Source organism: Achromobacter sp. 413638 (assembly GCF_043119405.1).
In the GTDB taxonomy this organism is placed as follows: domain Bacteria; phylum Pseudomonadota; class Gammaproteobacteria; order Burkholderiales; family Burkholderiaceae_B; genus Achromobacter.
This window is the reverse complement of sequence record NZ_JBICCO010000072.1, coordinates 1-25,848: the sequence shown is the minus strand read 5'-3', so window position 1 is coordinate 25,848 and position 25,848 is coordinate 1. Positions and strand designations below refer to the sequence as shown.

Sequence of the window (25,848 nt, the reverse complement as noted above, 5' to 3'; positions counted from 1 at the left end):
TCCATCATGTCCCATCCTCCCTCGCAGACGTCCAGCCGGGACGGCTATTGGTTCGAACACCTCAATGACGACATCGCCCTGGTGCGTGATGGCCGTCAGGTCAGGCTGGCCCGGCTCCAGCCGCCCTGGCTGGTGGTGGACCAGACCATCGCCACGCTCATCGTCAGCAGCGGCTGGCCCGGACGGCTGTGGCGCGCGCGCGTTACGGAACTGGGCGACATGTCCGGCCTGGTGGCGAACCCCGGCTATTGGCGCGCGGCTGCCATGGAGCTGCTGGAGGAACTGCCGCTGTCTGTCCTGTTCGGCGCGCACGGCGAGCGCGTGGTGGCATTGCTGGAGCAGATCCAGGCGCTGTCGCGCACGCAGGCCGAATGCCTGGCGGCGAACCTGGATCCGGACGCCGGCCACGCCTACGGCCGGGCCTGGCTGCGCTGGTCCGAGGCGCAAGGGCAGCAGCGGTCCACGCCGGCGGACGACTGGGAAGGCACGCTGGCCGCGCCCGGCGCGCGCGGCAAGGACAAATCGCCCATTCATTCCGGTTTCCTGCTGGTTCATGACCAGCTGCGCCGTCGCGCGCTGGCGCTCGACGGCGACCAGGCCATCGTGATCGAGACGGACGAGGACGGCGAGACCGAGGAAATGCTGGCGCCGCTGTGGCAGGACGTGAGCGATGCCCTGCTGTACGCGGCGATGGCGCAGGGCGCGCCGCAATACGTGGACGCCGGGGACGAGGCGGCGCTCATGCGCGCCTGGCGGGCCTGCTACGGGCAACGCTAGGCGCCGGCCCGCCGCAGCCTGGTGGCGTCCGTGCACACGCCCGGCAGCGGATCGCCGGCGGCCAGCAGCAGCGGTTCGATGTTCCGCTGCACGCGCGGCAGCAACCGTTGCAGCAGCGCCTGGCAATCGCGCCGCAGATAACTGGGCTCGCCCGTCAGCGCGCCCACGGCGCGCAATATCCAGGACTCGCGCGCCAGCACCAGCAGCACATGATGCCCGCTGGTGGCGTCGCGCAACAGCCATGCGCCGGTGGCGGCCAGCAAGAGCGGGTCCAGCGTGTCCGCCAGCCTGCGCAATTCGGGCTCGCCCAGGCCGTGCGGCTCGTAGCGGGGTGCGGCGGTGTATTCAGCCAGGGTCCGGCGTTCCAATTGGTCCGCTTCCGTGCGCCAGGCCAGGGCCTGGCCGGCGTCGCCGCGCCGCAGGGCGATGGCGGTGAGTTGGCGCAGGCAGGCCAGGCGATGCGGGCCGGGCTGGGCGGCGGCCTCGCGCCATAGCGCTTCGGCTGCATCCTGCGCAGGCTCGCGCCGGGCATCGTCCGGGCCACGCGTCGTGTTCGCGTCCGGCGCTGCGTCCGGGCGGGCATTCTGGCGCTGCAACAGCGTCGCCAATTCGCACAGCGAGGGCACGTGGCCGGGATGATCCCGTAGATTCTCTTGCAGCAGCTTCATGGCGCCGTCCACATCGTCGGCCAGCATGGCGGCATGCCAGGCCATGCGCGCCCGTTCATCGGCCGACAGCGCGCGCAGGCGCTGCTTGCGCAGCAGGTCGTGATGCGCCGCGACGGCCTCGCGGCGTTCGTCTTGCGCCTCGCGCAGCGCTTGCGCGGCGGCCTCGCGCCGCGAATCATCGAGCGCGCGTGCCAGCGGCAGGCGCCGGTCCTGCAACCATTCCTGCGCCGCGCAGGGCTGGGCGCGACGCCAGGGCAGGGGGCGGGAGGTTGCCGGCAAGGAGTGCGTGGACGCCATGCCCTGCGCGCCGGGCATGCCGGGCGCGTCGGGCGCGGGCGTTGCCCGTTCGTCCAGGGCCCGTGGCACCTTCAGCGCCGCCAGGCGGTCCGCCAGCGAGGGATGGGTATCGTCATGGCTGGTCGGACGGCACAGGGCCTGATGCAGCCAGATCTGCGCCTCGGCCTGGTCACGCGGACTGGCCAGCAAGCCATCCTCCGCCAGCCGGACCAGGAGCCAGGGCGGTTCCGTGGCCGCGGCGTCGGCGTACAAGCTGGATGCGTATTCGTGCAGGGCACGCCCCTGCAGACAGGTCGCCATCAGGGCATCCGACGCGCACGCCACGCCGCAGACCCGCGCGGATTCCGCGTCGGCCTGGTACTCGCATTCGCGCGCGAAATCCAGGCTGGCTGCCAGGAAGCGTGGCACGTGCCAGTTCATGAAGAGCCGCAGCGGCGCGTTGGCCAAGCCCTTGCGACGCGCCAGTTGCCGCGCCGCTTCCTGCCATTGCAGCCGCGCGAAATACACCCGGCTGGCATAGCGTCCGTGCCGGCCGGCGATGTGCGCGCATTCATGCGCCAGGATGGCGCGGCAGGCGTCGGCCGACAGCAGCTCCAGCAGCGGCAGCCCGAGCCACAGCACGTTGCGCGTGCCGCCCCAGAGCCGCCGATGCTGCCGGATGCTGGCATTGCATTCGCTGTTCAGGTAGACCGCGTCCAGCGCCGGCGCGCCCACCTGGGCGCGCACCTGTTCGATCTCGCGGAACAGCGCCGGCGCGTCCGCGGGCGTGAGGAGCAGGCCGTCTTCCGGGCCGGGTGGGCGTGACGAGAAGGGCAGGCGCAGCATCGCCCAGCCCGCGACGGGCAAGGGCAGGGCCAGCGCCCCGGCAGCCACGCCCAGCGCGCCGGGCAGCGCCGCATACAGCCACAGCGGCGCCGTGCCCAGCGCCAGTCCCGCGCCGGCCAGCGCCGCGTCGCCCAGCAGCAGCCGGGACGACAGCTTCCATCCGGACCGGCCCGGGCGCGCCATGCCTACTGCGCGTCCGGCTTGGGCGGCAGGTCCTCGGCGCTGATGCCGCCTCGGCCCATGTAGGCGCCGAACACCGTGCCGATGGTCTTGACCAGGCTGTGCGAATTCAGTACCTGCGACTGGATCTCGTCGATGCCTTCGTCGTCAGGCTGCAGCCGGCTGGCGTGCTGCGCCCATTCGATGGCGGCGAAGCGATTCTTCCTGGCGCCGCGCCCGTGTGCGTAGGCCAGCGCGATCTCGGCGCTGGCGCGCGCCGCGCGCCAGTCGTGATCCTCGTCCACCAGCGGACGCAGATAGGCGCGCACGCCTTCCTGCTGTTCCTGCTCGGTGCCGTGGTCGCGCAGCAGCACGCCGATGCGCAGCCGCGCCAGCGCGTCGGCGCGCGGCTCCTGGCGTGCGCCGTGAAGCAGGCGCAGAACCTTGTCCAGGTTCTCGCGGCGCGAGAAATCCAGTTCGTCGTCGAAGATGTTGCGATAGGCCATGTTGTACATGGCCAGCGGCGAGCCTTCTTCCACCGCGCGCTGCAGCCACTGGTCGCGCACCGCGTCGTCCAGGTAGCTGTCCGGCGTGTTGTCGCGGAAGCCCCGGTGGATGTCGTACATGCTGCTGGCCGCGTCCGCCACGCGGCGGTCCGCCAGCTGCCGCGTCAGGAAATAGCCTTGCTCATGGTCGCCGCCATCCCACAGCATGGCGGCCGCCGCCAAGACGTTGAAATCGTCGTCCGCCTGGTCCTGCGCCAGCACCGCGGCGCGGTCCAGCAACTGCTGCGCGCGCGCCGGGTCCTGCGCGAAACCCCAGCGGCCGTAGTGATGGGCCACCGCCGCCAGCGCCTGCGGCGTGGCCACGGTATCCCAATGGCACATGCGTTCCAGCACGCTCTTGAAGGCGCCGTCGTCGTCCGGCAGGCCGTGGATGATGCTGACGTGCGCGAAGCTGCGGAACGGTCCGTCCACGTCGCCGAAATAACGGTTCGGCGGAAATGCCGCCGCGCTCTGTGCGTGCAGCGCGCGCGCCTGGACCTGGTCCTCCAGCGAATAGCTGACGAACTGCGCGTAAAAACCCAGCGCCATGCCGCGCTCTTCCGGCCGCAGCTCGCGCTGCAGGAACGATTCGAACATCTCGCGGTATTCCGCCACCGCCTCGGCGTCGTCCGGCTCCGGATAATCGCCCATCGAATCGAGGATGCCGATCCAGCGGATCGCGTTGCGCTGCGGCTCGGACAGCGCCGCGCACAGCGGTCCGCCGGCCATGCCGTCGATGTCCTCATAGCTGCCGCCCCAGCGCGGACGCAGGTACTGCGCATAAGCCATCAGCGCGCCCAGGTGCCCGGGCCGCAGGTCCAGCGCGCGCAGCAGCCAATAATCCTTGGCCTGGTCCATCTCATGCTCGGCACGCTGCGCCAGGCCCGTGGGCAGGGCATCAGGCGTCTGTTCAGGCGTCAGGCGCGGCACGCCCAGCTCGACCAGATGGGCCAGCGCGGCGTCCATCATGCCCGGCTCGTCGATGTCTTCGTGCGTGATGGTTTCCGGCGCGTTGCCCAGGAACAGCTGGCGCAGCCAGTATGGTTCCTGGAAATGCGCGCACATCTGCATCATCGTCACGCAGGCCGCGATCGGGCGCGGCGACAGCGCCATCGCCTGCACCAGCGCGGCGGCGGCGCGTTCACAGGCCAGGGCGGCGCCCAGCCAGCGGTCCTGCGTCACGCTGTCGGCCCAGCCGTATCCCCGGATGTCGCCGGCGCGGCCGAAACAGAAATTGCCCAGCACCAGATGGGCGTGGTACGAGCCCGGGCTGGCCGCGATCCAGTCTTGCAGAAAGGCGGCGGCGTCCTGGAACGGGACCATGGAATAGTCGAACAGCGTGCCCGAGTTGGCCGCCTCGAAATACGGCGCACCCGGATCTTCGGTATCGGCCCAGTCCCGCTGTTCCAGCGCGTCGTAATAGGCGTCGATCTGGGCGTAGTCGCGGGCCTGGACCAAGGCGCGGAGGTCGCGGCGAATGGAGGTGAGGGATTGCAAGAGGCCACCTGAATCTGTGCGCGGGAAGGTCCCGCCGAGGACGCGATGATGCCTGATCCATGGCCGCGTTGGGGAGTTATGGCGACCGTATATGAATAAAGAATTCCAAAGGTAACTGCTGCCCACGCGGCAGGTGTGCAGATGCGCTGGCATGGCCGCGATCAAGCGCACCGCGCCCACGCGGACTCTCCGCCTTGCTCGGTATCATCACCAGGTTTTCACGGATCGGCCGCGTTCAAGGCCAGAAGGACTTTCGATGAAAATGCGTTCCGCTCGCGCGTCAGTAGCAGCGGTTGCAGTCCATGCCAGTTGCGCCACCGCGCGCTGGCGATCTACGGCGACCGGGGCATCGTGATCGAGACGGACGAGGACGGCGAGACCGAGGAAATGCTGGCGCCGCTGTGGCAGGACGTGAGCGATGCCCTGCTGTACGCGGCGATGGCGCAGGGCGCGCCGCAATACGTGGACGCGGGGACGAGGCGGCGCTCATGCGCGCGTGGCGGGCCTGCTACGAGCGGGGTAGGAGTCGCGCTTATGGTGATACGCGGCAGGTTCAGCTCGTCTGATCCGCATCCGGCTTGATGCCGGCCGCTGCCAGGCGCCAGCTGGGAATGCGGTATTCATACCAGGCCTGTTCCAGCGACTGGTAGCGCGCCAGCCAGGGGGCGAGGTGGTTCTCGATGTCGGCCGGCAGGGCCGCCAGCCAGTTGGCCAATTCTTGTTCGTTGTGGATCGTCAGCACGGCGCCGCTGCCCAGCGTGGGTTCGTCGATCAACCCGTCGCCCGGCTTCAGATAGGCGCGGCGGTACAGGCGCCCCTTGTTCCAGATCTCGGCCGGCACATAGACCGGCCATTCCCTTTCGCACGGAAAGGACGCGTACACGCCCAGGGACAGGTGCTGTGCATTGTCGAAGGAGCCGCGATAGCGGATCAGCTCCGCGCCTTGCTGCACCTCGCCGCAGGTCCGCCACAGGCAACGCTTGCCCTTTTTCTTCCAACCCGCGAAGGCCGGCTGCGCGCGCAGCAGGTCCATGACGGCTTGTTCCAGATCGGCGAGGGCTATCGACATGCGGGATTTCCTTGGACGGTTGAGGGGGCAGTGCAAGAGGCAGACGGCAGGGCGGGGATGCCGGCTTCGCGGGTCGCCTTTGGTCATACCTTGATGCCAATTCAAGCCGGGACCGGCCGCACTGGCGGTCAAAGTATCATGACCACATTTTCACGGATCGGCCGCGCTCAAGGCCAGAAGGATTCTCGATGAAAAAATGCGTTCCGCTCGCGCTCTTGTCTGCCGTCCTGCTGACGGCCTGCGGTCCCAACAAGATCGTCGCCGACCTGCCGTCGCCTGATGGCAAGTACCACGTCGAGGTCCGCCTCTGCCCGCAGCCCGGCTCGCTGACCTGGACCGAGAAGACGCAGGTCTCGGTGCTGCCCAAGGGCGCCACCGAAAAATGCCAGGGATCGCTGCAGGCCGTGGCCCAGTTCGACTCCTACGGGCCGCAGGATCAGCTACAGGTCGAATGGATCTCCGCCACCGAAGTCCGCGCCTGGCATCCGCAGTTCAATCCGGAATACGGCCCGCAGTCGGCCAACTACAAGCCCGACAACCCGATCAAGCTGATCTTCAAGCCCAAGCCCTAGGCGGCGCTCACAGCGTGTTCTTGTGGACCTTGCCGTCCTTCATGATCAGGCGCAGGTTCTTGTCGGGATCCGCCAGGAAATCGAGATTGGCTGAGGGATCGCCGTCGGCCACCAGCAGATCGGCCCAGGCGCCCGGCGCGATCCGGCCCAGCGCGCCGGGGTAGGGGTTGCGCTCGCCCGACAGCGCCAGCAGCTCGCCGTTGACGCCCGTGGCCTGGCCCAGCAGCGTCAGCGGATCGTAGAAGCGCGTCAGCTTGGCCAGCTGCCTGCCCTGCGTCGCGGTGTTGCGGGGATTGAACAGGATATCCGTGCCCCAGCCCGTCTTGACGCCGTGCTTCTGCGCCAGCGCATAGGCCTGGACCGTGCCCTCGGCCACCTGCTTCTGGCTGGCCTGCCGCTCCGCGTCGGGATAGGCGTTGCTGTCCTCGTCCTGCAGGAACGGCTGCAGGCTCCACCACACGTCCTGGTCGCGCATCAGGCGCACGCTGGCCTCGTCGGCCAGCTGACCGTGCTCGATGCACTTCACGCCGGCATGGATCGCGCGCTGGATGCCCTTGGGCGTGTAGACGTGCGTCATCACATAAGTGTTCCAGTCGCTGGCGGCCTCGACGCCGGCGCGCAGCTCGCGCTCAGTGAACTGGGTGCTGTCCAGCGGGTCGTACAGCGAGGCCACGCCGCCGCCCGCCAGCATCTTGATCTGGCTGGCGCCCAGCATCAGTTGTTCGCGCACGCGGCGCAGCACCTGGGCCTCGCCGTCGGCGATCATGGCCACGCCGGTGTTTTCCACCAGGCTCAGCGGCGCGTTGTCGGCGCGCGGCAGATCGCTGCGCAGCCGGAAATCCCCGTGCCCGGACGTCTGCGAGATCATCGCTCCGCTGGGATAGATGCGCGGGCCGTCCACCAGCCCCTCGTCGATCGCGCGCTTGAGCGCGAACGCCGGCCCGCCCGCGTCGCGCACCGAGGTGAAGCCGCGCATCAGCGTGCGCTGGGCTTCCTTGGCGGCCACCAGGTACAGATAGCCCAGGTCGGCCGTCATGGCCGTCATCTGCGGAATCGCCGCCAGCATCGTGTGCCAGTGCACGTCGATCAGCCCCGGCAGCAGCAGCTTGCCCTGGCAGTCCAGCACGCGCGCGCCTTCCACGGTGGCGGACGCCGGCAGCAGGTCGGCGATGCGCTTGCCCTTGACCAGCACCTGCACGCCCTCGCGCGCCGCCGTGCCCGAGCCGTCGAACAGGCGCAGGTTGGTCAGCAGCAGCGGGCGTGCGTCATCGGCCAGCGCGGTCGCCGCCGCCATCGCCGCCGAGGGCAGGGCGAAGGGCGCCAGCATGGCCGCCATGCCGCCCAGGAAATGGCGGCGCGACAGGTCCTCGGTCACGCGCTGGTGCAGCCGCTGGCACTGCGCGCTATGGCAGGCGCACTGGCGGGCGCGCAGCGGACCCAGGATCCGGGAAAACGGCGAGGAGGAATCGGAACGGTAAGTCATGGCTGGCCCGCCCTGTCACGGTAAGCCACCGCGACCATGGTCATCAGCAAGAAGGTGATCAGCACGCACAGCAGCGTGCCGACCACGCCATAGGCGATGCGCGCGCCGGTGGGGTAGTACAGCAGCGGTTGCAGGTCCATGGCGACGAAGCTGCCGATCGCCAGCAACAGCAGCAGCGCCAGCATCAGCGGCCAGCGCGGGTAGCGCATCGCCGCGCGCGCGTCGCGGAATCCATATTCGCCGGTGACCGCGACGCGCGGCAGGGACAGTCCCGCCACGGCTAGCGCGTACAGCACCGGCAGCCAGATCAACGCCATCAGCGCGGTCAGGCAAGCGAAGAAAACCGTGTCGTTCTTGCCGTCGAGCAGCGCGTACAGCACGAAGGGCAGATCGCCGCAGACGCGCGCCAGATAGGTGACGCCAATGGCCAGCGCGGCCAGCAGCACCAGGTGACGGGCCTCGCCGGCGCTGCCGCGCGCCGCGCCATCGTCGGCCGCGTGATTGACGACCCGGTGCCAGGCGTAGCTCATGCGCGCGAAGGCGATCAGGTTGACCAGCGCGAGCGCAACGAACAGCCAGTCGCGGAACTGGTACGGCTTGGGCGTCAGCAGGGCGAAGGGCAGCGACAGCGTGAAGACGGCCAGGGACCAGGGCGCGGCGGCCAGCATGGCGCGGCCCTGGGTGCGGATGGCGCTTGCGGTCGCCGCGATGAATCGGCGCGCTCCGGGGGTGTTCGACAAGGGATTCCTTTATCTGGCAACGAGAGGCTTAGTTTATACAGGTAGCGGCGCGTTGCGCGCCGGCGATCCGCGCGGGCGATGGAACGCATTCAGGGCAATTGCCGACTCAGCGCGGATGGATGCCATGCCCGCCGATCCGCGCGACCCGCCCGCGTTCTCCCTGAGCCAGTTCGAGTGGCTGGTGCATCGTCGTCAGCACGAGGCCGCCGGACGGCTGTTGCTGCTGGGCCTGCGCCGCCTGGACGAGCGCCATGGGGCGCTGCCTGCCGGGCTGTCCGAGGACGCCCGGGCGCATTTCCTGGCCCGCTGGGCGGCGGTCGTCGGCGCGCTGTTCGCCGACCCGGGCTTCCAGGTCTCGCGCGACGGCTTCGAGCAGTTCCTGACGCTGCAGCGCTGGCTGGCGGCCATCTTCGGCGCCACGCCGTTCGGGCATGCGGATCACGTGATCGCCGCGCTGGCCGGCGCGATGCCAGGGCGGGGCGGCGCACTGGCGTTGAGCCCGGGCGACTTGCTCAAGTACTGCGTGTTGTGCGTGCCGGATTCCGAACTGGACGTGCCGCTGGACGCGCTCTGGGCGCATGACGCGCGGGCGGCGGTTGGTCTGTGCATCGCCCGGCTGGCCGCGCGCCAGATGGTCACGCCTTCGGCCTGCGCGCGCCGCGAGACCATGCTGCGCTGGCTACCTCGCAAACTGGCGCAGCTTCCCGACCTGCGCGGCCTGCCGACAGCCGTGTTGCATGACGCGTACATGCATTGCAGTTATGCGCTGGCGGCGGACAAGCACGACATCAAGCGTGAGATCAACCGCCTGCTGCGCCAGCGGCTGCTGGCCGACGGACTCGACGACATGCGCGCCCATCCGCCAAGGCGGGCGCGACCCTTGATGCTGGTGGTGCTGGAGGCTTTCTCGGCGCCGCATTCCCTGTATCGCACGCATTCGTCGACCTTGCGCGCGGCGCGCGCCCGCTTCGAGCTGCACGGGGTGGCGATGTCCGGGGCCGTCGATGCGGTCGCGCGGACGGTTTTCGATCGTTGCCATAGCCTGTCGCCGCCGGATGCGGTGGCGCAGGCCGTGGCGCTGGCGCGCGAACTCCGGCCAGACATCATCTATTACCCAAGCATCGGCCTGTCGCCGCTGGCGGTCCCGCTGAGCAATCTGCGCCTGGCGCCGTTGCAGCTCGCCGCCGCCGGCCATCCCGCGACCACGCACGCGCCAGGCATCGACGCCATGCTGGTCGAGGAAGACACGCTGGGCGATGCCTCTTGCTTCAGCGAGCGCGTGGTCACGCTGCCCAGGGACTGCGTGGTGCATGTGCCGCCGCCCGGCTTCCAGGCCCGGCCCGCGTCGCCCGGCGTGGAGAGCCCGCATCCAGACCCGGAACGCCCGCTGCGCGTCGCCGTCTGCGCGACCTCGCTGAAGTTGAACGCCCGCTTCCTGGCTACGTGCCGGCGCATCGGCGAGCGCGCTTCCCGGGCCGTGCAATTTCATTTCTTCGTTGGCGACTGCCGGGGCGTGGCGCACGCGGCCCTGCGGCGCACGGTGACCGCCGCCGTGCCGCAAGCCCACGTACACGAAAGCATGCCCTACGAGGACTATCTCGCGCGCCTGCGCGGCTGCGATCTGTTCCTCGATCCCTTTCCCTACGGCAACACCAACAGCATCGTCGACACCGTCAGCCAGGGCCTGCCCGGGGTTTGCATGACGGGCCGCGAAGTGCATGAACGCCTGGACGCCGCGCTGTTCCGGCGGCTGCGGCTGCCGGAATGGTTGATCGCGGCCGATGCCGGGCAATACGAGCGGGCCGCGATCGGACTGATCGACGATGCGCGGGGCAGGGCGGCGCTGACCGCGATGATTCTCGGCAATGGCGGCGCCGATGCCTTGTTCCAGGGCAGGCCCGAGAGGTTCGGCCAGATCGTCGAGCATCTGCTGGCGCAGGCCCGTTCCGCCGTTCCGGACATTCCGCGCTGACGCGTGGAACCGAAGCACGCACGCGTCCACACAGCGTCACCCGACCGTGCCGCCCGGCGCGGCGAGGTCTTCGCAACCTCAATTGTTCGTTCAGGCGCCCAAGCACGGAGGCCGCATGCATTCTCAGTTCCGCATTCCACGCAAACAGCAACGACGCGTTCCGGCAGTCAGACCCGTCCATAGCCCGCTGTACCGTTCCTTGTTCCTGGGCATCGTGCTGGGCGCGGCCTTGCCCGTGGCGGCGCAAACGGTGGATGCCGTCAGGGTGGAGGGGGGCGCCAGCACGGAAGGCTTGCCCGTCGATGCCAGCCATCACGCGCCGGCCGAGCTGATCGTTTCCGGCAACGTGACGTTGCGCGGCGGCGATGTGGTGGCGGACACCGACAACACCTATGCCGTGCCCAGGCAAGACCAGACCGTCACCGGAGGCAGCGCCGCCTTGTCCGCCGCGCAGAACATGAGCGTGGCGGGTTCGATGGTGTTGTCGGGCGGCCAGGCGACCGCGCTCTCCGATTACCAGGATTACGAGGTTCCCGATCGGGGCGCGGCAAGGGGCGCGGGCGGCGCGACGACCGCGCGAATCGGCGGCAGTCTCGCGGTGGGTACGGACCTGGTCGTGCGGACGGCTCTCGCCTCGGCGTTCTCCTTTGATGGGCCCTACGCGTCGGCGCGGGCAGGCGCGGCGAGCCTGGAAGTGGGCCGGAATCTGAGCGTGGGCGGGGATTTCGTGATCGACGCCGCCCCGGTGGGCGCGATGCTGGTGTCGTCTAGCTCGGGCGCGGCCCAGGCGCTGCGCGAGGCCATCCAGGTGACGGTGGGCGGCGACGCATCCGTCGCGGGCCGCCTGGAATTGTTCGGCGGTCAGGCCCTGGCGGAAAACCAATCGTCCGAGGATGTCCTGGCCTCGGCCCGGTGGCGTCCCGTCACGCTGGACGTGGGCGGCAAGCTGGCCGTGGCCGGCGACACGACCCTGCATGGCACCGACGCCAACGTGATACGCATGGGCGATGCGCGTGCGGTCGGCGACGGCCGGGCATCGGATGCCGGCGTGATGCGGATCCGCGTCACCGGAGACAGCGTCATCGGAGGCGGCCTGGCGTTGCAGGCGGGCTCGGCGGACATCATGAATACCCGAAGCGCCTCGGATACCGCGCAGGCCACGGGCCAGTCCGTGCAGTATGTGGCGCAAGGCGACCTGCGCGTCGCCCAGGGCATCACGCTGCAAGCGGGATCGGCCAAGGTGGGACGCCCTGGGCGGGACATCAGGTTCAACGGCGTCGCCAAGGGGGGCAACAGCAGCCTGCAGGCGAGCGCCAACGTGACCAGCGATGGTCCGGTCAGCGTGCTGGCGGGCACCCATTACGTGGCTGCCCGACCCGCCGTGCTGCAGTTTCGCGAGACCGCCATGCTGGCGTTCCGCGAGACCGCCATCGATGCGCCCGCCTACGCCGCCGCCGGATCCGCCTCGCTGTCGGTGGCGGGGACGCTCTACATCCGTCACCAGGACGGACTGGTCGTGGCCGGCGAGCCTGGGGCCGCGCTGCCCGGCAACGCGATCGCCGGCAGTCCCTATGGTCAGGCCGTCTTTGCCGCCGGCGTGCTGCGCAGCCCGGCAGCGACCTTCAGTGACGCCAGTCGCGTCAGCATCGGCACGCTGGATCTGCGCGACACCAGCACCCAGCTGACGTTCGACAACACCCAGCCCTACAACGCCGCCACCGGCCAAGGCGTGCAGCTGGGCCAACTGCTGTTCGGCGGCGGCAACGCGCTGACCATCGCCGGCAACGGCGGCTTCGGCTTCCAGGGCGGCATCACCGTGCTCGGGTCTAATGCCGCCTATCAGGGCCCGGCCCTGTCCGCCAACGGAGGCCAGCTGAGCTTCCTGCTGCCCGCCGACGCCGTCAACGGCACCACCATGCTGCGCGCCAGCGCGCCGATCGCCACGCAGGGCGCCACCGTGGCCATGCAGGCCGCCGGCCCGCTCAAGCGCCTGCTGCCGAGCGACCGCATCACGCTCATCAGCGCCACCACCGGCACGGTCGCCAACCCGGGCTCCCACATCCTGGAGTATGGCGCGTACCGCTACCTGTTCGATGTGCAGAGCGCGTCCGCGCTGACCGCCACGTTGGCCGCCACCAATCTGACGCTGGCCGCCAACAAGCTCTACCCGCAGTCCATCGGCGCCGGCATCGGCGCGCTGGCCGACAGCGGCGGCATGCTGTCGGCCGCCGACCTGCGCGGCCCCGAGCGGCGCGGCCTGTTCTTCAGTCCGGACCTGGGCCACACCCGCTACACCGACAAGAACCTCAAGCTGGACCGCGCCAACGCCGTGTTCGGCTACGCCCTGGGCGGCGCCACCGCCGCTGGCGACTACGTGGTGGCGCCGCTGGTCGAGGCCGGGCGCACCCGCTATCGCGGCCAGGCTTCGTCGGGCGGCCTGTCGGCCGAGGGCAAGGGCCGCGTCGACAACGTCGGCGTGGGCATCCTGGCGCGCTACTGGTTCCTGGGCGGCACGTATGCCGAGGCCTCGCTGCGCAGCGGACGCATGCGCGGCAGCTATACCGACGACATCGACGGCAGCACCAACTACCGCAGTCGTTCGAACTATTGGGGCGCCCACGCCATGCTGGGCCATGTGATGCCGTTGAGCGAGCGCGGCCAGCTCGACGCCTATGCCCGCCTGCAGTGGCAACGGCTGGGCGGCGATTCCGTGCGCAACGACGCGGGCGACCAGCTCAGCTATGACGCCACGCAGGCGCTGCGCACGCGCCTGGGCGCGCGCTACGTCTACGCGGCCGGCGACCAGACGCGCCTCTATGCGGGCGCGGCCTGGGAGCAGGACGCCAGGACCGAGGTGCGCGCGCGGCTCGATGGCAAGGCCTTGCAGGGCGCGGACACCAATGGCGGCGCGACGGTGCTGGAAGCGGGCGCGCGCTGGGAGCCATCGCCGTCCTGGTCGCTGCGCCTGAGCGCGCAAGGCCAGTTCGGGGCCAGGCAGGGAATAGGGGGAGAGGCTTTCGTCTATCGGCGCTTCTGAGGCGGGACGCCGGCAGCGCTCAGGTCGGCAGATGGGCCTCGACCGTCTCCAGGATCTGCATCACGTATTCGCCGCAAAGCTGCGCCACGAAGGGCGGGGTCCAGGCCGCATCAGCCTGGACCAACCGCGCGACAGCGCGCTCACGCCGCTCACGTCCTCGCGGATCTCCGCCGGAAACGCGGCCGCAAGCGGATCCGTGAGCGGCGTGTCGCGTAATGGAAAGAGATCGGTCATGGAACGAGACGGGCGCGGATGGACGCCGGGGATAATCCGGCATCCCCACCTGATTATCCCGCGCGGCTACTTCCGATAATTGCTGGCCTCGCGCTCGCCGGCCCATTTGCGCAAGGCATTGATGAACTCAGGGCAGACATTGCCGTCCACCTGGCTGTCGATGATGATGCTGTTCTGCATCCGCATCACCACCTTGCACTCATATACCTTGGTGCGATTGCCGTAATACCCGCTATTGCTCTGCTGGAATACCGGCGTGGCCGCGGTGGTCGCCGTGGCCGGAATCATGCCCACCACCTGCTGCGATGAGCCGGTGGACACCCATTCGGTATACGGCGCGGTCTGGTAATCGGACCAGACCAGTTCCATCGTGTTGCCCACCGCGCGCTTGGTCGACGGCTCGCCCAGCGCGGTGATCGCATCGGCCACTGGACGGCCCTTCATATTCTTGGCCACGTTCACGCTGGGCGACAGCGACAGCCCCTGCGAGAACATGTTCGAGATCGAGGGCAGCGTCGAACTGCCGCCCGTCGGCATCAGCGCGCAACCCGCCAGGGCGGCCGCCGCCAGCAACACCGGCAGGGCCTGCGCCGGCCGCCATACCGAACGAAGTCGCGATGTCTTCATAATGCGCTACGTGCTCCCTCTATATCTGGCGTGCTGCCGCTGGCGTACTGCCGCCGGCCTATTACCAATGCGATCGACAGGCGCGGGAAAGTGCCGCGCCGAAGGTGCGTCATGTTAACGGAAAGACCGCGCCATATTGCATGACATAACCCTTGAAACTCGTTAAGTTCTGTTTCCAAACGAGCGCGCGCCGCGCGCGGGAGTCAAACACCTGCGTGATAACATTCGCGCGTTTCGTGGCTCGCGCATATTCCATCGCGCGCTCGCGAAAATGCCTTGTTTCCAGCACGCCGCACCTTACTTACTGGATACCGCAAAACGATGATGCCCGCGCGTCTGCTTGCCCTGTTCCGCGCCTCCGGCGCCGCCTTCGCCACCGCCGGCGCGCTTGCCCTGTCCATGCTGGCCGCGCCCGCCGCCCATGCCGAGGCGCTGTACGGCGCCGTCGCCACCGATGAAGCCCAGGCCAAGCTGTATTGGGTCATGCCGGAAACCTCGGCCGGCGAAGCCAAGCAAGGCGCGCTGGCCAAATGCAACAAGGCCGGCGCCAAGGGCTGCAAGAGCGTCACCGCCTTCTCCGACAGCTGCGTCGCGCTGGCGCGCAACTCGCGCAACGATCTGTTCTGGGGCAATAGCGTCTCGGCCGAAATCGCCGCGAAGAAAGCCATCCGCACCTGCACCAACGACAGCGCCGACGGCAAATGCAAACTGGCCGCCATGCCGCTGTGCGCCGGCCCCGGCTATAGCGAAGCCGACCTGAAGGCCCCTTACACCGCCACGCCCGCCCAGCTCGAAGCGCTGTCCGCCAAACTGGATTCGCGCGGCTACTGGGGCTCGGTCGCCGAAATGGAGACCGGCGCGCTGACCTACGCCGACGGTTATCCCACCGAGAAACAAGCCGTCGATGCCCTGCTCAAGTGGGAAGACTGCAAGGGCTGCCGCACCGTGCTCACCTATACCGACACCTGCGTCGGCATGGCCTGGGGCAAGGGCAGCGAAGGTCGCGGCACCGGTTTCACGGCGCTCAACACCGACCCCGTCGCCGCCCGCAATGAAGCGCGCGCAACCTGCAACGCCAAGAGCAATGGCCTGACCTGCGTGGCCACGGTGCGCTGCTCGGGGCGTGCGTATATCAGCGGGTATAAGGGCGAGGACGAAAAGGCGAATTGATCGCCGCTCGCAACGCAGCCGGTTAGCCCCAATAACCGGCGGCATTCGCCCGACCACGGCCCGCCGATTCCGCTTTGGCAGGCCGTCTGATTTACCTCATCAGCGTTTCCCACGATTATCACGGCCGGATAATCGCGCACAGCCTGGCGATGTACTCCTGCCCTGATCCCCGCTCTAGCAGGAGTCCCGCCCATGTCCGAACACCACCAATTCCTGTTTCCGCGCGACCTGCACCTGCCGCCGCCCGACTGGCGCGCGCTGGAAGCCAGATTGCTGGAAGGCGGCTACGTGCTTGAACCGCGCGGCCAGAGCATTCCCCAACGCGCCCTGATCAACCTGAGCTTCGGCCTGGCCAGCCTGCACGAAGGCTCATACCAATACGACGAACACATGCGCACGCCCGGCGACGTGATCGCCCTGTATGCGCGCGCCGGTTATCTGCCTCCGGACATTCCGATCCGCCATAACGACACCCTGGAAGAAACCGTGGCGCTGCTGGCCAGCCATGGCGTCACGCTGGGTGATCTGTATGCCGACGACGAGGGCAGCGATTGGCATAGCCCGCAATACTGCCTGGGACCGGCGGCCAGGGAATATCTGAGCGCCGATGTGCGCGCCGACCATGACGCGGATCCCCGGAGCATTCCGCTGATGCTGCTGGCCTATGACGGGCCGTCGCCCCGCGTCGCGGTGGGCGAGAATTTATGCGAGCCGAGTTTGCCGGGTTCGGATGAACCGCTGGAGTCCTTGCCGCCGTTCGGTTCGCATATCGATTTCATCGGAGCAGCGTATGAGGATCCGGGCGTGCGGTGGCACTGCGCGGAGGCTGGGAGGGATTACCGGATCCTGGAGCTGGATTGGCATTTCAGCCTGGCGATGGGGTTTCGGATGGTGAGGCTGGAGGGAGTGGATGAGGCGAGTGCGCAGGGGCTGGCCAGGATGATCGGGAAACTTGCCGGGCTGGAGATGGTTTGCAGTCATCGGCATTTGTAAATCTGTCATGCCGGCGCTGGCTTCCCGGTGTGCTGCGGCCAGCGGCCATCCCCTTGAAAACGCCGAATATGCCGCAGGCGCATGCCGCGAATTCAGACCCGCGGCTTGATCGAAGCGATTTGCTATTCTCGTCGAACCACCTTGGCCGCGCGGTTTGACCCGCGCCTTGCCCCATCCAGTGCAGCCTCACCCACCATCGACCATGACGCCCTCGTTGAAAAAACACCGCCCGTCCGTGCAGCGCATCCTCGCGGACGTCGCGTCCCTGAGCCATGATCAACGCTACCGGCGCATGGTCGAACTCGGTCGTGCCTCCCTCACGGATGCCCATCTTGTCGAAGACCTGAAATCCCTGGCGCAATCGGAGATCCATTACGAGCGGCTGTTGGCGCTGATGTCGGCCAGCGGTTCCTGCGCGGAGGATCTGATTGTCACGATGCTCGCCGATCCCTCGCCCATGCTGGCATCGCGCGCCGCCCGATTGGCCGCGCGGGCCTTGCCCGATGAGATATTGATCCGGCTGATGCCGGACCTGACGAAGCCATGCCGCGTGGATCTGGCCTGCCGGCTTTGGCAGTCCGGACGCGGGCAGGTGAATGACGCCGTCTACCCGACACTCGAAGGGACCGCGCGCCGTCATCTGCTTTCCTGGACGACCGATACATTCATCGAGCGCCATCTGGACGCCGAGCAGATGGCCGCGCTTGAAGCGCCGCAATGGGCGACGTTGGCCCAACGCCTGCCCGGATTCGTGCGCGACAGGCTGAACCATGCCCTGGAGCAGTCCGGCAATCCGTCCTATGTCCTGCGCCTGGCCGTCCGGGCCTCGCTCTATCGCATGTTGCGCAGCGACCCGGATGCCGGCTTGAGCCTGCTGCGCGTGGCGTTCACCCGGATGCCGGTCCATGACTTGCCGCTGGCGCGCTACGGGTCGCTGTTCCCGAAGGAAATCGCCGCGCTCATCGCGGGCCTGGGCGGCAGGCAGCGCATTGCGCTCACGGTGCAGACCCTGAAGCGCCTGGACGCGTCCACGCTTTGCGAATTGTTGGCGGCCGACGCGCTGCCCAACTTGCATGAAGTCTTCCCACACCTGAATGCCGGCCAACGTGACGCCCTCTACCGCCAGGGCGGAGAAGCCTGGCGCGAGCACAGCGGGGCGCTGCCGCTCGCCTTCGTGCAGGCCCTGTCCAGCGCGGCCAGGCAGACCGAAGCGCGCCACGCGTTCTCGCTGCGGCTGCTGGCAGCCGAGCCGATGGCGCGGTTGCCTTATCTGTCCTGCCTGCCGTTCCAGGAGGCGCTGGCCCTGGCCCAGCCCTTCCTGTCGCAACCCGATGGCGAGCTGCGCGCGCAGGCCGTGGCCGCGGTGGTCGGGGCGGGGCGGTACGAGGCTTCGAGCCTGCCCACCATCCTGGACTTCTGCCGCGCGCGTGAGAACGAGCAGGACCCCGTGCGCCTGGCCATGCTGACGGCCCTGGCGGCGCTGCCGCCGTCGCGCTGGGAAGCCGCGCATCTGCCCGGCTTTACCGCGCTGATCGATGCCGCGCTGCGCGCGCGGGACTGCTCGCACCAGACCATGGCGGCCGCCACACAGTGGCTGATGGCCATCATCGCCGCGCATGCGGCCTTCGTGGCCGAGACGCTGCCCCGTTTGGTGGAACGCATGGGCAGCATGGGCAATCTGCGCTATGGGCATTGGGAATCCCGCATGAGCGATGGCGAGTTGATCGGGATCGCCCCGCACTTGATGAGCCTGCTCGACACGTGGATCCGGCGGGAACGCGCCCCGGTCGCGCTGCAACTGATCTTCGGTTTCGGCTGCCGGGCGAAGGCCGTGGACCGGTTCATCGAGCTGCTCGCCGACCTGACCCAGGACAAGCGCGGCAACGTGGCCCGCTCGGGGCTGGAGGCGCTGACGCGGCTCGGACTGCGCAAGCGGGCCGCCGAATTGATTCCCCGGCTGGTGCAGGACGATCCTAGCTGGATCCAGGTTTCAGCGGTGTCCTGGCATCTGCATCTGCACAGGCAGGACCTGCTGACGCCATTCCTGAGCGCGCGCGTCTACAAGGGGCGCTTTCCCAGCGGCAAGGCGGCGTTTCTGCCTGCCTTCGACAGCGGCTTCTCGCGCTGGACGGCCGCGCAGCAGCAATGCTATGCCGACGAACTGGTCAAGATCCTTACCAGCACACAGCGCAATGCCTGGGAACTCTACGGTTCGGTCGAGCGCTACGCGGCCATGCCGTCCATCGACCTGGCGCCGCTGGTTCATCTTGCGCGCCTGGACGCGCCTGACCAGGGACTGCGCGACAAGACGCTGGAGGCGCTCGGGCGCGCCGACTCCGGGCGCGGCGTGGCCGAGCTGATGCAGGCGCTGGATGACAACCGGGCCCGCGTCGCCATCTATGCCTTGCGGCGATCCCTGATGAACCTGCGCCCGTCGCAGGTGCTGGACCTGCTCGCCCGCGTGCCGCGAGGCAAGGTCACAGTGGCCAAGGAGATCATCCGGCTCGCCGGCGATCTGAGGACGGACGACGCCTTTGCCTTCCTGGCCCGCATCGAAGGCGACGGCAAGCTGCATCCGGACGTGGCGATTGCCTTGATGCGGGCGTACTGGAATTTCCTCGAACACCCCGACGTCTGGCAGCGACTGCATGCCGCCGCGCGCAGCGAGCAGCCGGCGCTCGCGCGCGCGACCATCCGCATTCCGCCGACGGGACTTTCCCCGGACGGCCAGCGCGCCTTGAGCAGGCATCTGGCATTGCTGCTCGGACATGCCGATGCGCAAGTCCGCAAGGAAACCCTGGAAAGACTGATCGCGATGCCGCCCGGCGAAGGCGAGCCCTCGCTCTATCAAGCGCTGGCCGCGCAGCTCGATGACGTCGATGTCTCGCGAGTTGAACTCGCGGCCAGCGCGCTGCTGGGCATCCATGCAAGAAACCAGCCGCGTGAACTGGCCAGCAGTTTCGCGGCCGCGACGCGGGCACAGTCATTGGCCGCCATCGTGAACTCGTACCGGCGGCAGACGCGATCTGGCTTGCTGGAACTGGGCGCGTCGGCGAGCCTGCTGGTCGAGGCCTTGCTGGCCAGGCGCTGGCATCCGGGACTGGCGCTCCGGCTGGCGTTTTCGGTATTGAATCCGGAGGCCGCGCTGGCGATTGCGCGGCAGTTCGATGCGGCGGAATTGATGCACCCTGGCGTCGTTGGAGACGTCCTGGACGCGCTTTCCGAGACGGTGACCGGCGCGCGCCTGGAAGCGCTGGCCCAGGTTGAAGCATCGCTTGGCGCCGAGCGCAACGCCCGCATGCGGCGCATCGGTCTGGGCATGTTGTGCGAAATGTCGGCCCGTTGCGGATGGACTCCGGAGATGCGCCAGCGGCTGTTTGCCTATCGGCAGGACAAGGATGCCTGGGTATCCGACGCGGCCGACCTGATCACCTATCCGGATGAGTTTGCAGAATGAAGAGATTCCTTGTGGCCCACGACTATGGCATGGGCTCTCTGTGGTGGTGGATCGAGGCTCCCTCGGCAGAGGCGATCATCCAGACCTATGCCGAAGTCATGATCGTCGAGCCGGCCGACGGGGAGACGGAGAGATTCGCGGACATTCCGTCGCTTCGCATCGGCGATCCTGCGCCTGCGGGGCTTGATGATCTGGAGGAGCAGCGCCGGGCTCAGCGGGCCAGCCCGAAGTTCGGGGCGCTGGTTGGGCGCGGCAGCGTCTATATCAGGAAGGATTATCCCGAGGAACAGGAAATCTACTTCTTCGAGTACGACGAGCAGGGGTATCGCACGCGGCAGGTTGTTGTGTCGGCGGATGGAGAAGCGGAATGCAGTGGGCCGGAGGATTGGCTTTTCAATCCGCCGGAGGATTTGTGGGATCCGGAGCTGGCGGAGTGTGAGATTGCGCGGGAGGAGTTTGATGGGTGGTGGGGAAAAGCGCGGCCAATGGTTTGATTGCTTTCGAAAAAATTTGAGAATTTAGACTAAAAATGCAATGGTTGATAAAGTGATTTTGAATTCGATTTCAGTGCTTTTGAAATATATGGAAGAGATGATCTGCGCGGAATGACAGTGTTGTCCGAGAAGATAAATACTTCACTTCCCTTGTAGGCACGAGACGCGTTGTATTGCAATTGATATAGGAATTTTCGACGTTCTGAGTAGTGTTCCAGTATTGGTGGCACTCCATCGTATGAAACTACCCAATTTACCCGATTTATTTTTTGGATTTTTTTGGCTATTCGGCCGTGGTCTTCAGGGTTGTAATGGTTCAAATAAAGTCTATTCGCCTTTTCGAAATATGGTGGGTCGCAATATACCAGGGATTTCTTCGGCAGTTTTTTTACTGCTGTCGCGAAAAAACTCTCGGCGTCGAGGTTGTAGAGCGTGATAGATTCCCGAAGGGATGCGATCAATTCAATTCTTGTTATAAGCTCATTTCTTGGAAATCTGGCATCTATTTTCCATTTTCCAGACTGATTAAGTCCACCGATGACGCCACCAGTTAATACGCCTGATCTGTTCGTTCTGTTAAGGTAGAAAGTGGAAAATCCAACTTCAAAATCGGTGTGATCTTCTGGATGGCGCAGTACTTCGCGATGTGCCTTCCATTCGTCCACATTCAAAAGCGAGCGGGATATTTTGGAGCAAAAATTATCGGTGTGATCGAGGATAGATCGCCAAAATGAATAGACATGATGCGAAGAATCATTGAGGTGAACGTGTCCAACGTGCCCGTCCACCAGAAGCTCCATCGCGACACCAGCACCACCTGCGTATGGCTCAACATAATGTCCACCCTCAAGATCATTTGCCTTGAGGAGCTCTAGCACAAATGGGGTGAGCTTTTGCTTTCCGCCTGGGTACCGTAATGGAGTTCGGTTTTGAGCCATGATATTTTTTCTCGTTACTTGTTCATATGATCAAGGAGCGGGAAGATATTTGAAAACAATATTGGAATATCGTTTGGAATAATGGTGAACGAAGAGTTGTGAACAAGTTGATTCATGGAGGTTAAAGATAATATCCCATCTTTGCGTTGAATTTCTGTGAGCGGTCCGTGAAGGAGTCGCTGCATTTGTTTGTCAGAACCATTTTGCGTCAAATGGGAAACTACGTCTCGTAGAACATCGGAAAGCGTACGGTCAGTGCCGTCAGCTTTGGTCGATTTTGGCGGGGTAGGATCAGAGGCGTGGTCTTGGCAATATGCTTTAGCTGATATTTCAAACATGCTTCGAAGTAAGAAGCAGAATGCGATAGGATTGTCTTTGAGTTTTAGTTTAAGCGCTTCTTTTCGCAAGGTTTCAACTTTTGATCGGTTTGGGCCAAAGAGTTTCAACGTGCGCAAAGATCTTCTCACTGAGCGCTCATCATTAGTTGCTGTAGTAGCTGGTTTTCCAGTGGGTGAGGAGCCCGGCGATGGCTTTGCTCCGCTCGGCACGCCATTGTTTCCAGCGCCACCATTAGTCGTGCTTGAAGAGCCACTTCCAGATTGAGAGGTAGATGTAGAGGACGGATTAGATCCCGTTGTGTTACTTCCTGAATTTGCTGCGGAAGGTCCATTAGGTGGACTTCCAGGTGTGCTCGCTCCGCTGGGGGTTCCAGGATTGCCTGAGGATGTTATCGGGGGAACGCCGAAACGGAGTGCAAAGTCCGCTGATTCTCGAATGCTTGTAAACGTTAGTGATTCTACGCCAATGGCGTAAATTATCTCGTCCAGTGCCTTTTTGTATGCGATTTTTGGATAATTTTTTGCAAGTTCTGGGCTGGTGTTGACTGAAAATCGAGGGGAAATCTTTTTAATTGCCTCGTCAAGAACGGTCAGGTTGTATTTTCCCGCCCACCGTGTCTTTTGCTCTGCAGTCAGATTCTCGCCGTGCGTAAGGTATTTTTCAAGCAAGTCTAAACCAGGCTCGGTAGCGCCATTTGCAATTTTATTATGCCGTGCGCGTGCCACTGCTTCCCAAGAGTCGCGGCCTGCTTTTTGTCCTTTGCCATGCGTACGGGTGACGATCCGGTCAACTAAATCTTCTTCTGATTCACTATAAACTGTGCAGGGGACTTTTGAATTCTCTTCTTTCCATTCTTTTGGCAGATTTTTGATGCGTTCAGATAGTTGGTGCGGCAAGTCTAGTGAGGACGTCTTAATGTGTCCTAGGATGATTTTTAGAGAGGCAACTCGCCGATTTCCCTCTCTTACTACCATCTTTCCGTCAGGGCTCTCAAGTACAATTATATTTTCTGTTGGTAGGTAGCCATCATCAAGCAAGCTTTCCATCAATCCCCAAAAATAATCTGGGCTTATGGAAATCATGGCTTTTGTTGCTTCCAGCTCGCTTTTTTGCGGAACTGTACGGAAGTTGCGCAGGTCGATGGCCAAATTATCAACAGCTAAGAGCATTATCTTTGACATGATTCCTGTCCGGGGTTTTGCCAACTCTGTAGTAGTTAAAATTGCAATGTGGCCTAATATTATTTTTATATGCCTCATTGTTTGAGGTTCTTCAGTGCCACAAATGAGACGCTAAGTCGTGCACAAAAACGAATCGCCGATCTTAACTAATATTTCCGGTTTCTTCCAGAGAAATGATAGGAAATCTGTTGATCTATTTGAGATTCTGTCTAAATTCGACGAGGTGTGGGGGAGATTTGGTTCCACTGCGCCGGCCTTGGTTTGGGAAGTTTAAGTGCTCGTTTTGAGTATAATTTACCAGAATGTGAGATTGCAGCAGGCTCGCACGGCAAGCCTGCTCTACTAGATGCAGGCTTGCCTACTTTTGATAAGTTGATTCAATGAATTGGCTTCTGCTCTATAGCGATTTGAAACTCTCGGGGCGATTCCTCCAGAGCAGCCCCCACAACATTCCCAACGTAATCGCAAAGACTCTCAATCCCGCCAAGCAAATTGGACACAATCCAAGGATCCAGCGGTTGCATTCCAGTGCTATCCGGCTCGTTAGCGCTATTACCAACAATCCGGCTTATCGCCCAAATCCCCAGGCAAGTCCGTTCGATCTTTCGAAGATCAGCAAGCCGAACAAGGCCATGCTCCGGATCATCCGGAGTGGCCCAGCGGTCTAGGGTATAGGGGTGGTCATTCATCGCGGCCTCCGGCGTTAAGCCCTTGCCCTCAGCCATTGAGGGTGGGCGGGCACAAAGCCGGGTTGACAGACCGGTAACGAACGAAACCGGCGCACGCGAGCGTGCCCCAGCCAAGGCCCGCCCATAACAGGGACGTGCGTCAGCCTACGGACGTAAAAATGCCGCTATTGCAGCGGCCGTCCGCCGTTCGTTATTCCGGCTGTCAAACCGGGCGACCGTTGGTGCGATCGCAGGGCAAGTATAAGGCGCAACGCAGGAAAGCAAGCATGCCACAGCGTGGCGCTTTTATCCCTCTCCAATCCCTCGCCCCAAAAACAAAAGGACCGCAAGCGGTCCTTTACCCATTCAATCACAGCCCCCCAGCCTCACACCTCAGCCAGGAAAAACCGCTCCTTCAACTCCTGCAACCCAATCCTCTCCAGCATCTCCCGCAGCCGTTCCGCCGGCTTTCTTCTCGGCAGATCCTTGTACTGCGCGATGATCAGCTCGTTCTTCATCGAGTGTTCCCACCCAACCAGCTCGGTCACGCTGACCTGATACCCGTGCGCTTCCAGCTGCAAGCAACGCAGCACGTTGGTGATCTGGCTCCCGAACTCCCGCGTGTGCAGCGGATGCCGCCAGATTTCCGCCAGCGGATCGGCCAATGCCTTGGCCTTGTTCTTGCGCAATACCGACGCCACTTCCGCCTGGCAGCAGGGCACGACCACGATGTACCTGGCCTTTTTCTCCAGCGCGAAACGGATCGCGTCGTCGGTGGCGGTGTTGCAGGCGTGCAGGGCGGTGACCACGTCGATGGACGGGGGCAGTTTGTCGGAGGTGATGGATTCGGCCACCGACAGATTCAGGAAGGACATGCCGCCAAAGCCCAGGCGCTGGGCCAGTTCTTCCGACGATTTCACCAGCTCTTCGCGGGTTTCGATGCCGTAGATGTGCGAGCCTTGCCGCTGCGCCTCGGGCTGTTCCTTGAAGAACAGGTCATACAGGATGAAGCCCAGGTACGACTTGCCCGCGCCGTGGTCGGCCAGGGTGACGGCGCCGCGTTGCGCCTGCACGTCTTTCAGCAGCGGTTCGATGAACTGGAACAGGTGGTAGACCTGCTTGAGCTTGCGGCGGCTGTCCTGGTTCATCTTGCCGTCGCGGGTCAGGATGTGCAGGGCCTTGAGCAGTTCGATCGACTGGCCGGGGCGGATGTCGTGGTTTCTTTCAGGCATGGGGCAAGGCAATGCGCCCCGCTGGGAGCGGGGAGCGGGGCGCGGGGGAAGGCGGAAAGTGGCAGTTTAACGCTTCCACGGGGTGGCCGCGTGGTCCGGCAGGCGGTGGGCGGGGGATGGCCGCGTTGGCGGCGGCGGTGGATTCCGGGGGCGGTTTTGTTGAGCAAGTCAGCGGATGAATTGCGGGAAATCGGCGGCGGGGAATCGTCCGAATTCACGCCAATCCGCGTCGCGGGCGGGAAATTTGCCCGTAGTCTTGCCGCTTTGCCGCCGCGCGGCTCCCGGGCCGATCGGGCTTGTGAGCCTTGCGGCGGGTGTTAGCGGCCTGACGGCCAAGGAGTCCTTGAATGCAACGTTCCACGCTGATCCTGTCCCTGGCGCTGTGCGCCATTCCTTACGCGGCGCAAGCAGAGACTTGCAAATCGACCACCGAGAGTGAAATCGCGGATCAGTTCGAACGCTGGAACGACATGCTCAAGACGGGCAATCCGGACAAGGTGGTGTCCATGTACGAGGACGACGCGGTGCTGCTGCCCACGATGTCCAACACGCCCCGGCTGACGCGAGATGCCAAGCGCGATTATTTCGTGCACTTCATGGAGAAGCATCCGGTGGGCAGCATCAACAGCCGGGCGGTGCGCATCGGTTGCAACGATGCCATCGCCAGCGGGCTGTACACCTTCAAGTTCGAAGACGGCCGTTCGGTGGCCGCGCGCTATACCTATACCTACGCGTGGAACGGCCAGGACTGGCGCATCACCAGCCATCATTCCTCGGCGATGCCGGAGCATTGAGCGGCGGATGGCGGCCGGGGGGGGGGGGGGGGGGGGGGGGGGGGGGGGGGGGGGGGGGGGGGGGGGGGGGGGGGGGGCGG

General features: G+C 65.2%; 20 protein-coding genes. 10 read left to right on the top strand and 10 right to left on the bottom strand.

What is annotated here, in order from left to right; genetic code table 11:
• The first annotated feature begins 6 nt into the window (after positions 1–6).
• Complete coding sequence (locus ACEU5R_RS23940) at positions 7–777, top strand: hypothetical protein (protein ID WP_103274904.1); 771 nt, start codon at positions 7–9, stop codon at positions 775–777.
• On the opposite strand, the gene ACEU5R_RS23935 is transcribed toward ACEU5R_RS23940, so the two are convergent.
• The gene (locus tag ACEU5R_RS23935; protein ID WP_392412132.1) at positions 774–2,750 is read right to left on the bottom strand and encodes a M48 family metalloprotease; all 1,977 of its coding nucleotides are present in this window, start codon (positions 2,748–2,750) and stop codon (positions 774–776) included. The two genes, ACEU5R_RS23940 and ACEU5R_RS23935, sit on opposite strands and share 4 nt — an antisense overlap.
• Positions 2,751–2,752: 2 nt before the next feature.
• On the bottom strand, positions 2,753–4,768 hold the full coding sequence (locus ACEU5R_RS23930; RefSeq protein ID WP_392412130.1) for a DUF4034 domain-containing protein: 2,016 nt from the start codon (positions 4,766–4,768) through the stop codon (positions 2,753–2,755).
• A gap of 309 nt (positions 4,769–5,077) precedes the next feature.
• Here ACEU5R_RS23930 and ACEU5R_RS23925 point away from each other — a divergent pair, with 309 nt between their 5' ends.
• Positions 5,078–5,350, top strand: coding sequence for a hypothetical protein (locus ACEU5R_RS23925; protein ID WP_392412129.1), 273 nt, complete (start codon positions 5,078–5,080; stop codon positions 5,348–5,350).
• Here the strand turns inward: ACEU5R_RS23925 and ACEU5R_RS23920 are convergent.
• Positions 5,322–5,837 carry a hypothetical protein gene (locus ACEU5R_RS23920; protein ID WP_233772473.1) on the bottom strand — a complete coding sequence of 172 codons (516 nt, stop codon included), beginning with the start codon at positions 5,835–5,837 and terminating at the stop codon, positions 5,322–5,324. The genes ACEU5R_RS23925 and ACEU5R_RS23920 overlap by 29 nt on opposite strands.
• A gap of 188 nt (positions 5,838–6,025) precedes the next feature.
• On the opposite strand from ACEU5R_RS23920, the gene ACEU5R_RS23915 reads away from it, so the two are divergent.
• Positions 6,026–6,409 carry a hypothetical protein gene (locus ACEU5R_RS23915; RefSeq protein ID WP_103274900.1) on the top strand — a complete coding sequence of 128 codons (384 nt, stop codon included), beginning with the start codon at positions 6,026–6,028 and terminating at the stop codon, positions 6,407–6,409.
• A gap of 7 nt (positions 6,410–6,416) precedes the next feature.
• On the opposite strand, the gene ACEU5R_RS23910 is transcribed toward ACEU5R_RS23915, so the two are convergent.
• Positions 6,417–7,892, bottom strand: a complete 1,476-nt coding sequence (locus ACEU5R_RS23910) for an amidohydrolase family protein (protein ID WP_392412126.1) — start codon at positions 7,890–7,892, stop codon at positions 6,417–6,419.
• Positions 7,889–8,632: a hypothetical protein gene (locus ACEU5R_RS23905; protein ID WP_392412125.1), complete on the bottom strand. Its 744-nt coding sequence runs from the start codon at positions 8,630–8,632 to the stop codon at positions 7,889–7,891. Before ACEU5R_RS23905 ends, ACEU5R_RS23910 begins: the two co-directional genes overlap by 4 nt.
• Before the next feature lie 124 nt (positions 8,633–8,756).
• On the opposite strand from ACEU5R_RS23905, the gene ACEU5R_RS23900 reads away from it, so the two are divergent.
• On the top strand, positions 8,757–10,604 hold the full coding sequence (locus ACEU5R_RS23900) for a peptide transporter (protein WP_392412123.1): 1,848 nt from the start codon (positions 8,757–8,759) through the stop codon (positions 10,602–10,604).
• A gap of 115 nt (positions 10,605–10,719) precedes the next feature.
• Positions 10,720–13,641: an autotransporter outer membrane beta-barrel domain-containing protein gene (locus ACEU5R_RS23895; RefSeq protein WP_392412121.1), complete on the top strand. Its 2,922-nt coding sequence runs from the start codon at positions 10,720–10,722 to the stop codon at positions 13,639–13,641.
• A gap of 300 nt (positions 13,642–13,941) precedes the next feature.
• On the opposite strand, the gene ACEU5R_RS23890 is transcribed toward ACEU5R_RS23895, so the two are convergent.
• Positions 13,942–14,502: a hypothetical protein gene (locus ACEU5R_RS23890; protein WP_392412120.1), complete on the bottom strand. Its 561-nt coding sequence runs from the start codon at positions 14,500–14,502 to the stop codon at positions 13,942–13,944.
• A 321-nt stretch (positions 14,503–14,823) separates the two neighbouring features.
• Here ACEU5R_RS23890 and ACEU5R_RS23885 point away from each other — a divergent pair, with 321 nt between their 5' ends.
• The 4 genes from ACEU5R_RS23885 (at position 14,824) to ACEU5R_RS23870 (ending at position 20,616) form a co-directional block, all read left to right on the top strand.
• Positions 14,824–15,672 (top strand): DUF4189 domain-containing protein, encoded by an 849-nt coding sequence (locus tag ACEU5R_RS23885; protein WP_103274895.1) that lies wholly within the window; start codon positions 14,824–14,826, stop codon positions 15,670–15,672.
• Positions 15,673–15,864: 192 nt separating this feature from the next.
• Positions 15,865–16,665, top strand: a complete 801-nt coding sequence (locus ACEU5R_RS23880) for a hypothetical protein (protein ID WP_392412118.1) — start codon at positions 15,865–15,867, stop codon at positions 16,663–16,665.
• A 214-nt stretch (positions 16,666–16,879) separates the two neighbouring features.
• Complete coding sequence (locus ACEU5R_RS23875) at positions 16,880–20,122, top strand: hypothetical protein (RefSeq protein ID WP_392412116.1); 3,243 nt, start codon at positions 16,880–16,882, stop codon at positions 20,120–20,122.
• Positions 20,119–20,616 carry a hypothetical protein gene (locus tag ACEU5R_RS23870; RefSeq protein ID WP_392412114.1) on the top strand — a complete coding sequence of 166 codons (498 nt, stop codon included), beginning with the start codon at positions 20,119–20,121 and terminating at the stop codon, positions 20,614–20,616. The genes ACEU5R_RS23875 and ACEU5R_RS23870 overlap by 4 nt, the downstream gene beginning before the upstream one ends.
• Positions 20,617–20,645: 29 nt before the next feature.
• Here ACEU5R_RS23870 and ACEU5R_RS23865 read toward each other — a convergent pair whose 3' ends face one another.
• The 4 genes from ACEU5R_RS23865 to ACEU5R_RS23850 all read right to left on the bottom strand — a co-directional run bounded on the left by ACEU5R_RS23865 (position 20,646) and on the right by ACEU5R_RS23850 (position 24,974).
• A complete protein-coding gene (locus tag ACEU5R_RS23865) occupies positions 20,646–21,554 on the bottom strand; it encodes a DNA adenine methylase (protein WP_392412112.1) in 909 nt (302 codons plus the stop codon).
• Between the two features lie 14 nt (positions 21,555–21,568).
• Entirely contained in the window at positions 21,569–23,074 is a 1,506-nt protein-coding gene (locus tag ACEU5R_RS23860) for a hypothetical protein (RefSeq protein ID WP_392412111.1), read from the bottom strand.
• A 377-nt stretch (positions 23,075–23,451) separates the two neighbouring features.
• Positions 23,452–23,763 carry a hypothetical protein gene (locus tag ACEU5R_RS23855; RefSeq protein WP_392412109.1) on the bottom strand — a complete coding sequence of 104 codons (312 nt, stop codon included), beginning with the start codon at positions 23,761–23,763 and terminating at the stop codon, positions 23,452–23,454.
• Between the two features lie 365 nt (positions 23,764–24,128).
• Positions 24,129–24,974 carry a class I SAM-dependent methyltransferase gene (locus ACEU5R_RS23850; protein WP_392412108.1) on the bottom strand — a complete coding sequence of 282 codons (846 nt, stop codon included), beginning with the start codon at positions 24,972–24,974 and terminating at the stop codon, positions 24,129–24,131.
• Between the two features lie 347 nt (positions 24,975–25,321).
• Here ACEU5R_RS23850 and ACEU5R_RS23845 point away from each other — a divergent pair, with 347 nt between their 5' ends.
• Positions 25,322–25,768 (top strand): SgcJ/EcaC family oxidoreductase, encoded by a 447-nt coding sequence (locus ACEU5R_RS23845; protein ID WP_392412106.1) that lies wholly within the window; start codon positions 25,322–25,324, stop codon positions 25,766–25,768.
• Positions 25,769–25,848: the final 80 nt, after the last annotated feature.

What these genes read in the sequence shown, in the direction of transcription:
- ACEU5R_RS23940 (WP_103274904.1), top strand. Translation starts at nt 7, where the DNA reads ATGTCCCATCCTCCCTCGCAGACGTCCAGCCGGGACGGCTATTGGTTC.
- ACEU5R_RS23935 (WP_392412132.1), bottom strand. Translation starts at nt 2,750, where the DNA reads ATGGCGCGCCCGGGCCGGTCCGGATGGAAGCTGTCGTCCCGGCTGCTG.
- ACEU5R_RS23920 (WP_233772473.1), bottom strand. Translation starts at nt 5,837, where the DNA reads ATGTCGATAGCCCTCGCCGATCTGGAACAAGCCGTCATGGACCTGCTG.
- ACEU5R_RS23915 (WP_103274900.1), top strand. Translation starts at nt 6,026, where the DNA reads ATGAAAAAATGCGTTCCGCTCGCGCTCTTGTCTGCCGTCCTGCTGACG.
- ACEU5R_RS23910 (WP_392412126.1), bottom strand. Translation starts at nt 7,892, where the DNA reads ATGACTTACCGTTCCGATTCCTCCTCGCCGTTTTCCCGGATCCTGGGT.
- ACEU5R_RS23900 (WP_392412123.1), top strand. Translation starts at nt 8,757, where the DNA reads ATGCCCGCCGATCCGCGCGACCCGCCCGCGTTCTCCCTGAGCCAGTTC.
- ACEU5R_RS23895 (WP_392412121.1), top strand. Translation starts at nt 10,720, where the DNA reads ATGCATTCTCAGTTCCGCATTCCACGCAAACAGCAACGACGCGTTCCG.
- ACEU5R_RS23890 (WP_392412120.1), bottom strand. Translation starts at nt 14,502, where the DNA reads ATGAAGACATCGCGACTTCGTTCGGTATGGCGGCCGGCGCAGGCCCTG.
- ACEU5R_RS23885 (WP_103274895.1), top strand. Translation starts at nt 14,824, where the DNA reads ATGATGCCCGCGCGTCTGCTTGCCCTGTTCCGCGCCTCCGGCGCCGCC.
- ACEU5R_RS23880 (WP_392412118.1), top strand. Translation starts at nt 15,865, where the DNA reads ATGTCCGAACACCACCAATTCCTGTTTCCGCGCGACCTGCACCTGCCG.
- ACEU5R_RS23870 (WP_392412114.1), top strand. Translation starts at nt 20,119, where the DNA reads ATGAAGAGATTCCTTGTGGCCCACGACTATGGCATGGGCTCTCTGTGG.
- ACEU5R_RS23865 (WP_392412112.1), bottom strand. Translation starts at nt 21,554, where the DNA reads ATGGCTCAAAACCGAACTCCATTACGGTACCCAGGCGGAAAGCAAAAG.
- ACEU5R_RS23860 (WP_392412111.1), bottom strand. Translation starts at nt 23,074, where the DNA reads ATGTCAAAGATAATGCTCTTAGCTGTTGATAATTTGGCCATCGACCTG.
- ACEU5R_RS23855 (WP_392412109.1), bottom strand. Translation starts at nt 23,763, where the DNA reads ATGAATGACCACCCCTATACCCTAGACCGCTGGGCCACTCCGGATGAT.
- ACEU5R_RS23850 (WP_392412108.1), bottom strand. Translation starts at nt 24,974, where the DNA reads ATGCCTGAAAGAAACCACGACATCCGCCCCGGCCAGTCGATCGAACTG.
- ACEU5R_RS23845 (WP_392412106.1), top strand. Translation starts at nt 25,322, where the DNA reads ATGCAACGTTCCACGCTGATCCTGTCCCTGGCGCTGTGCGCCATTCCT.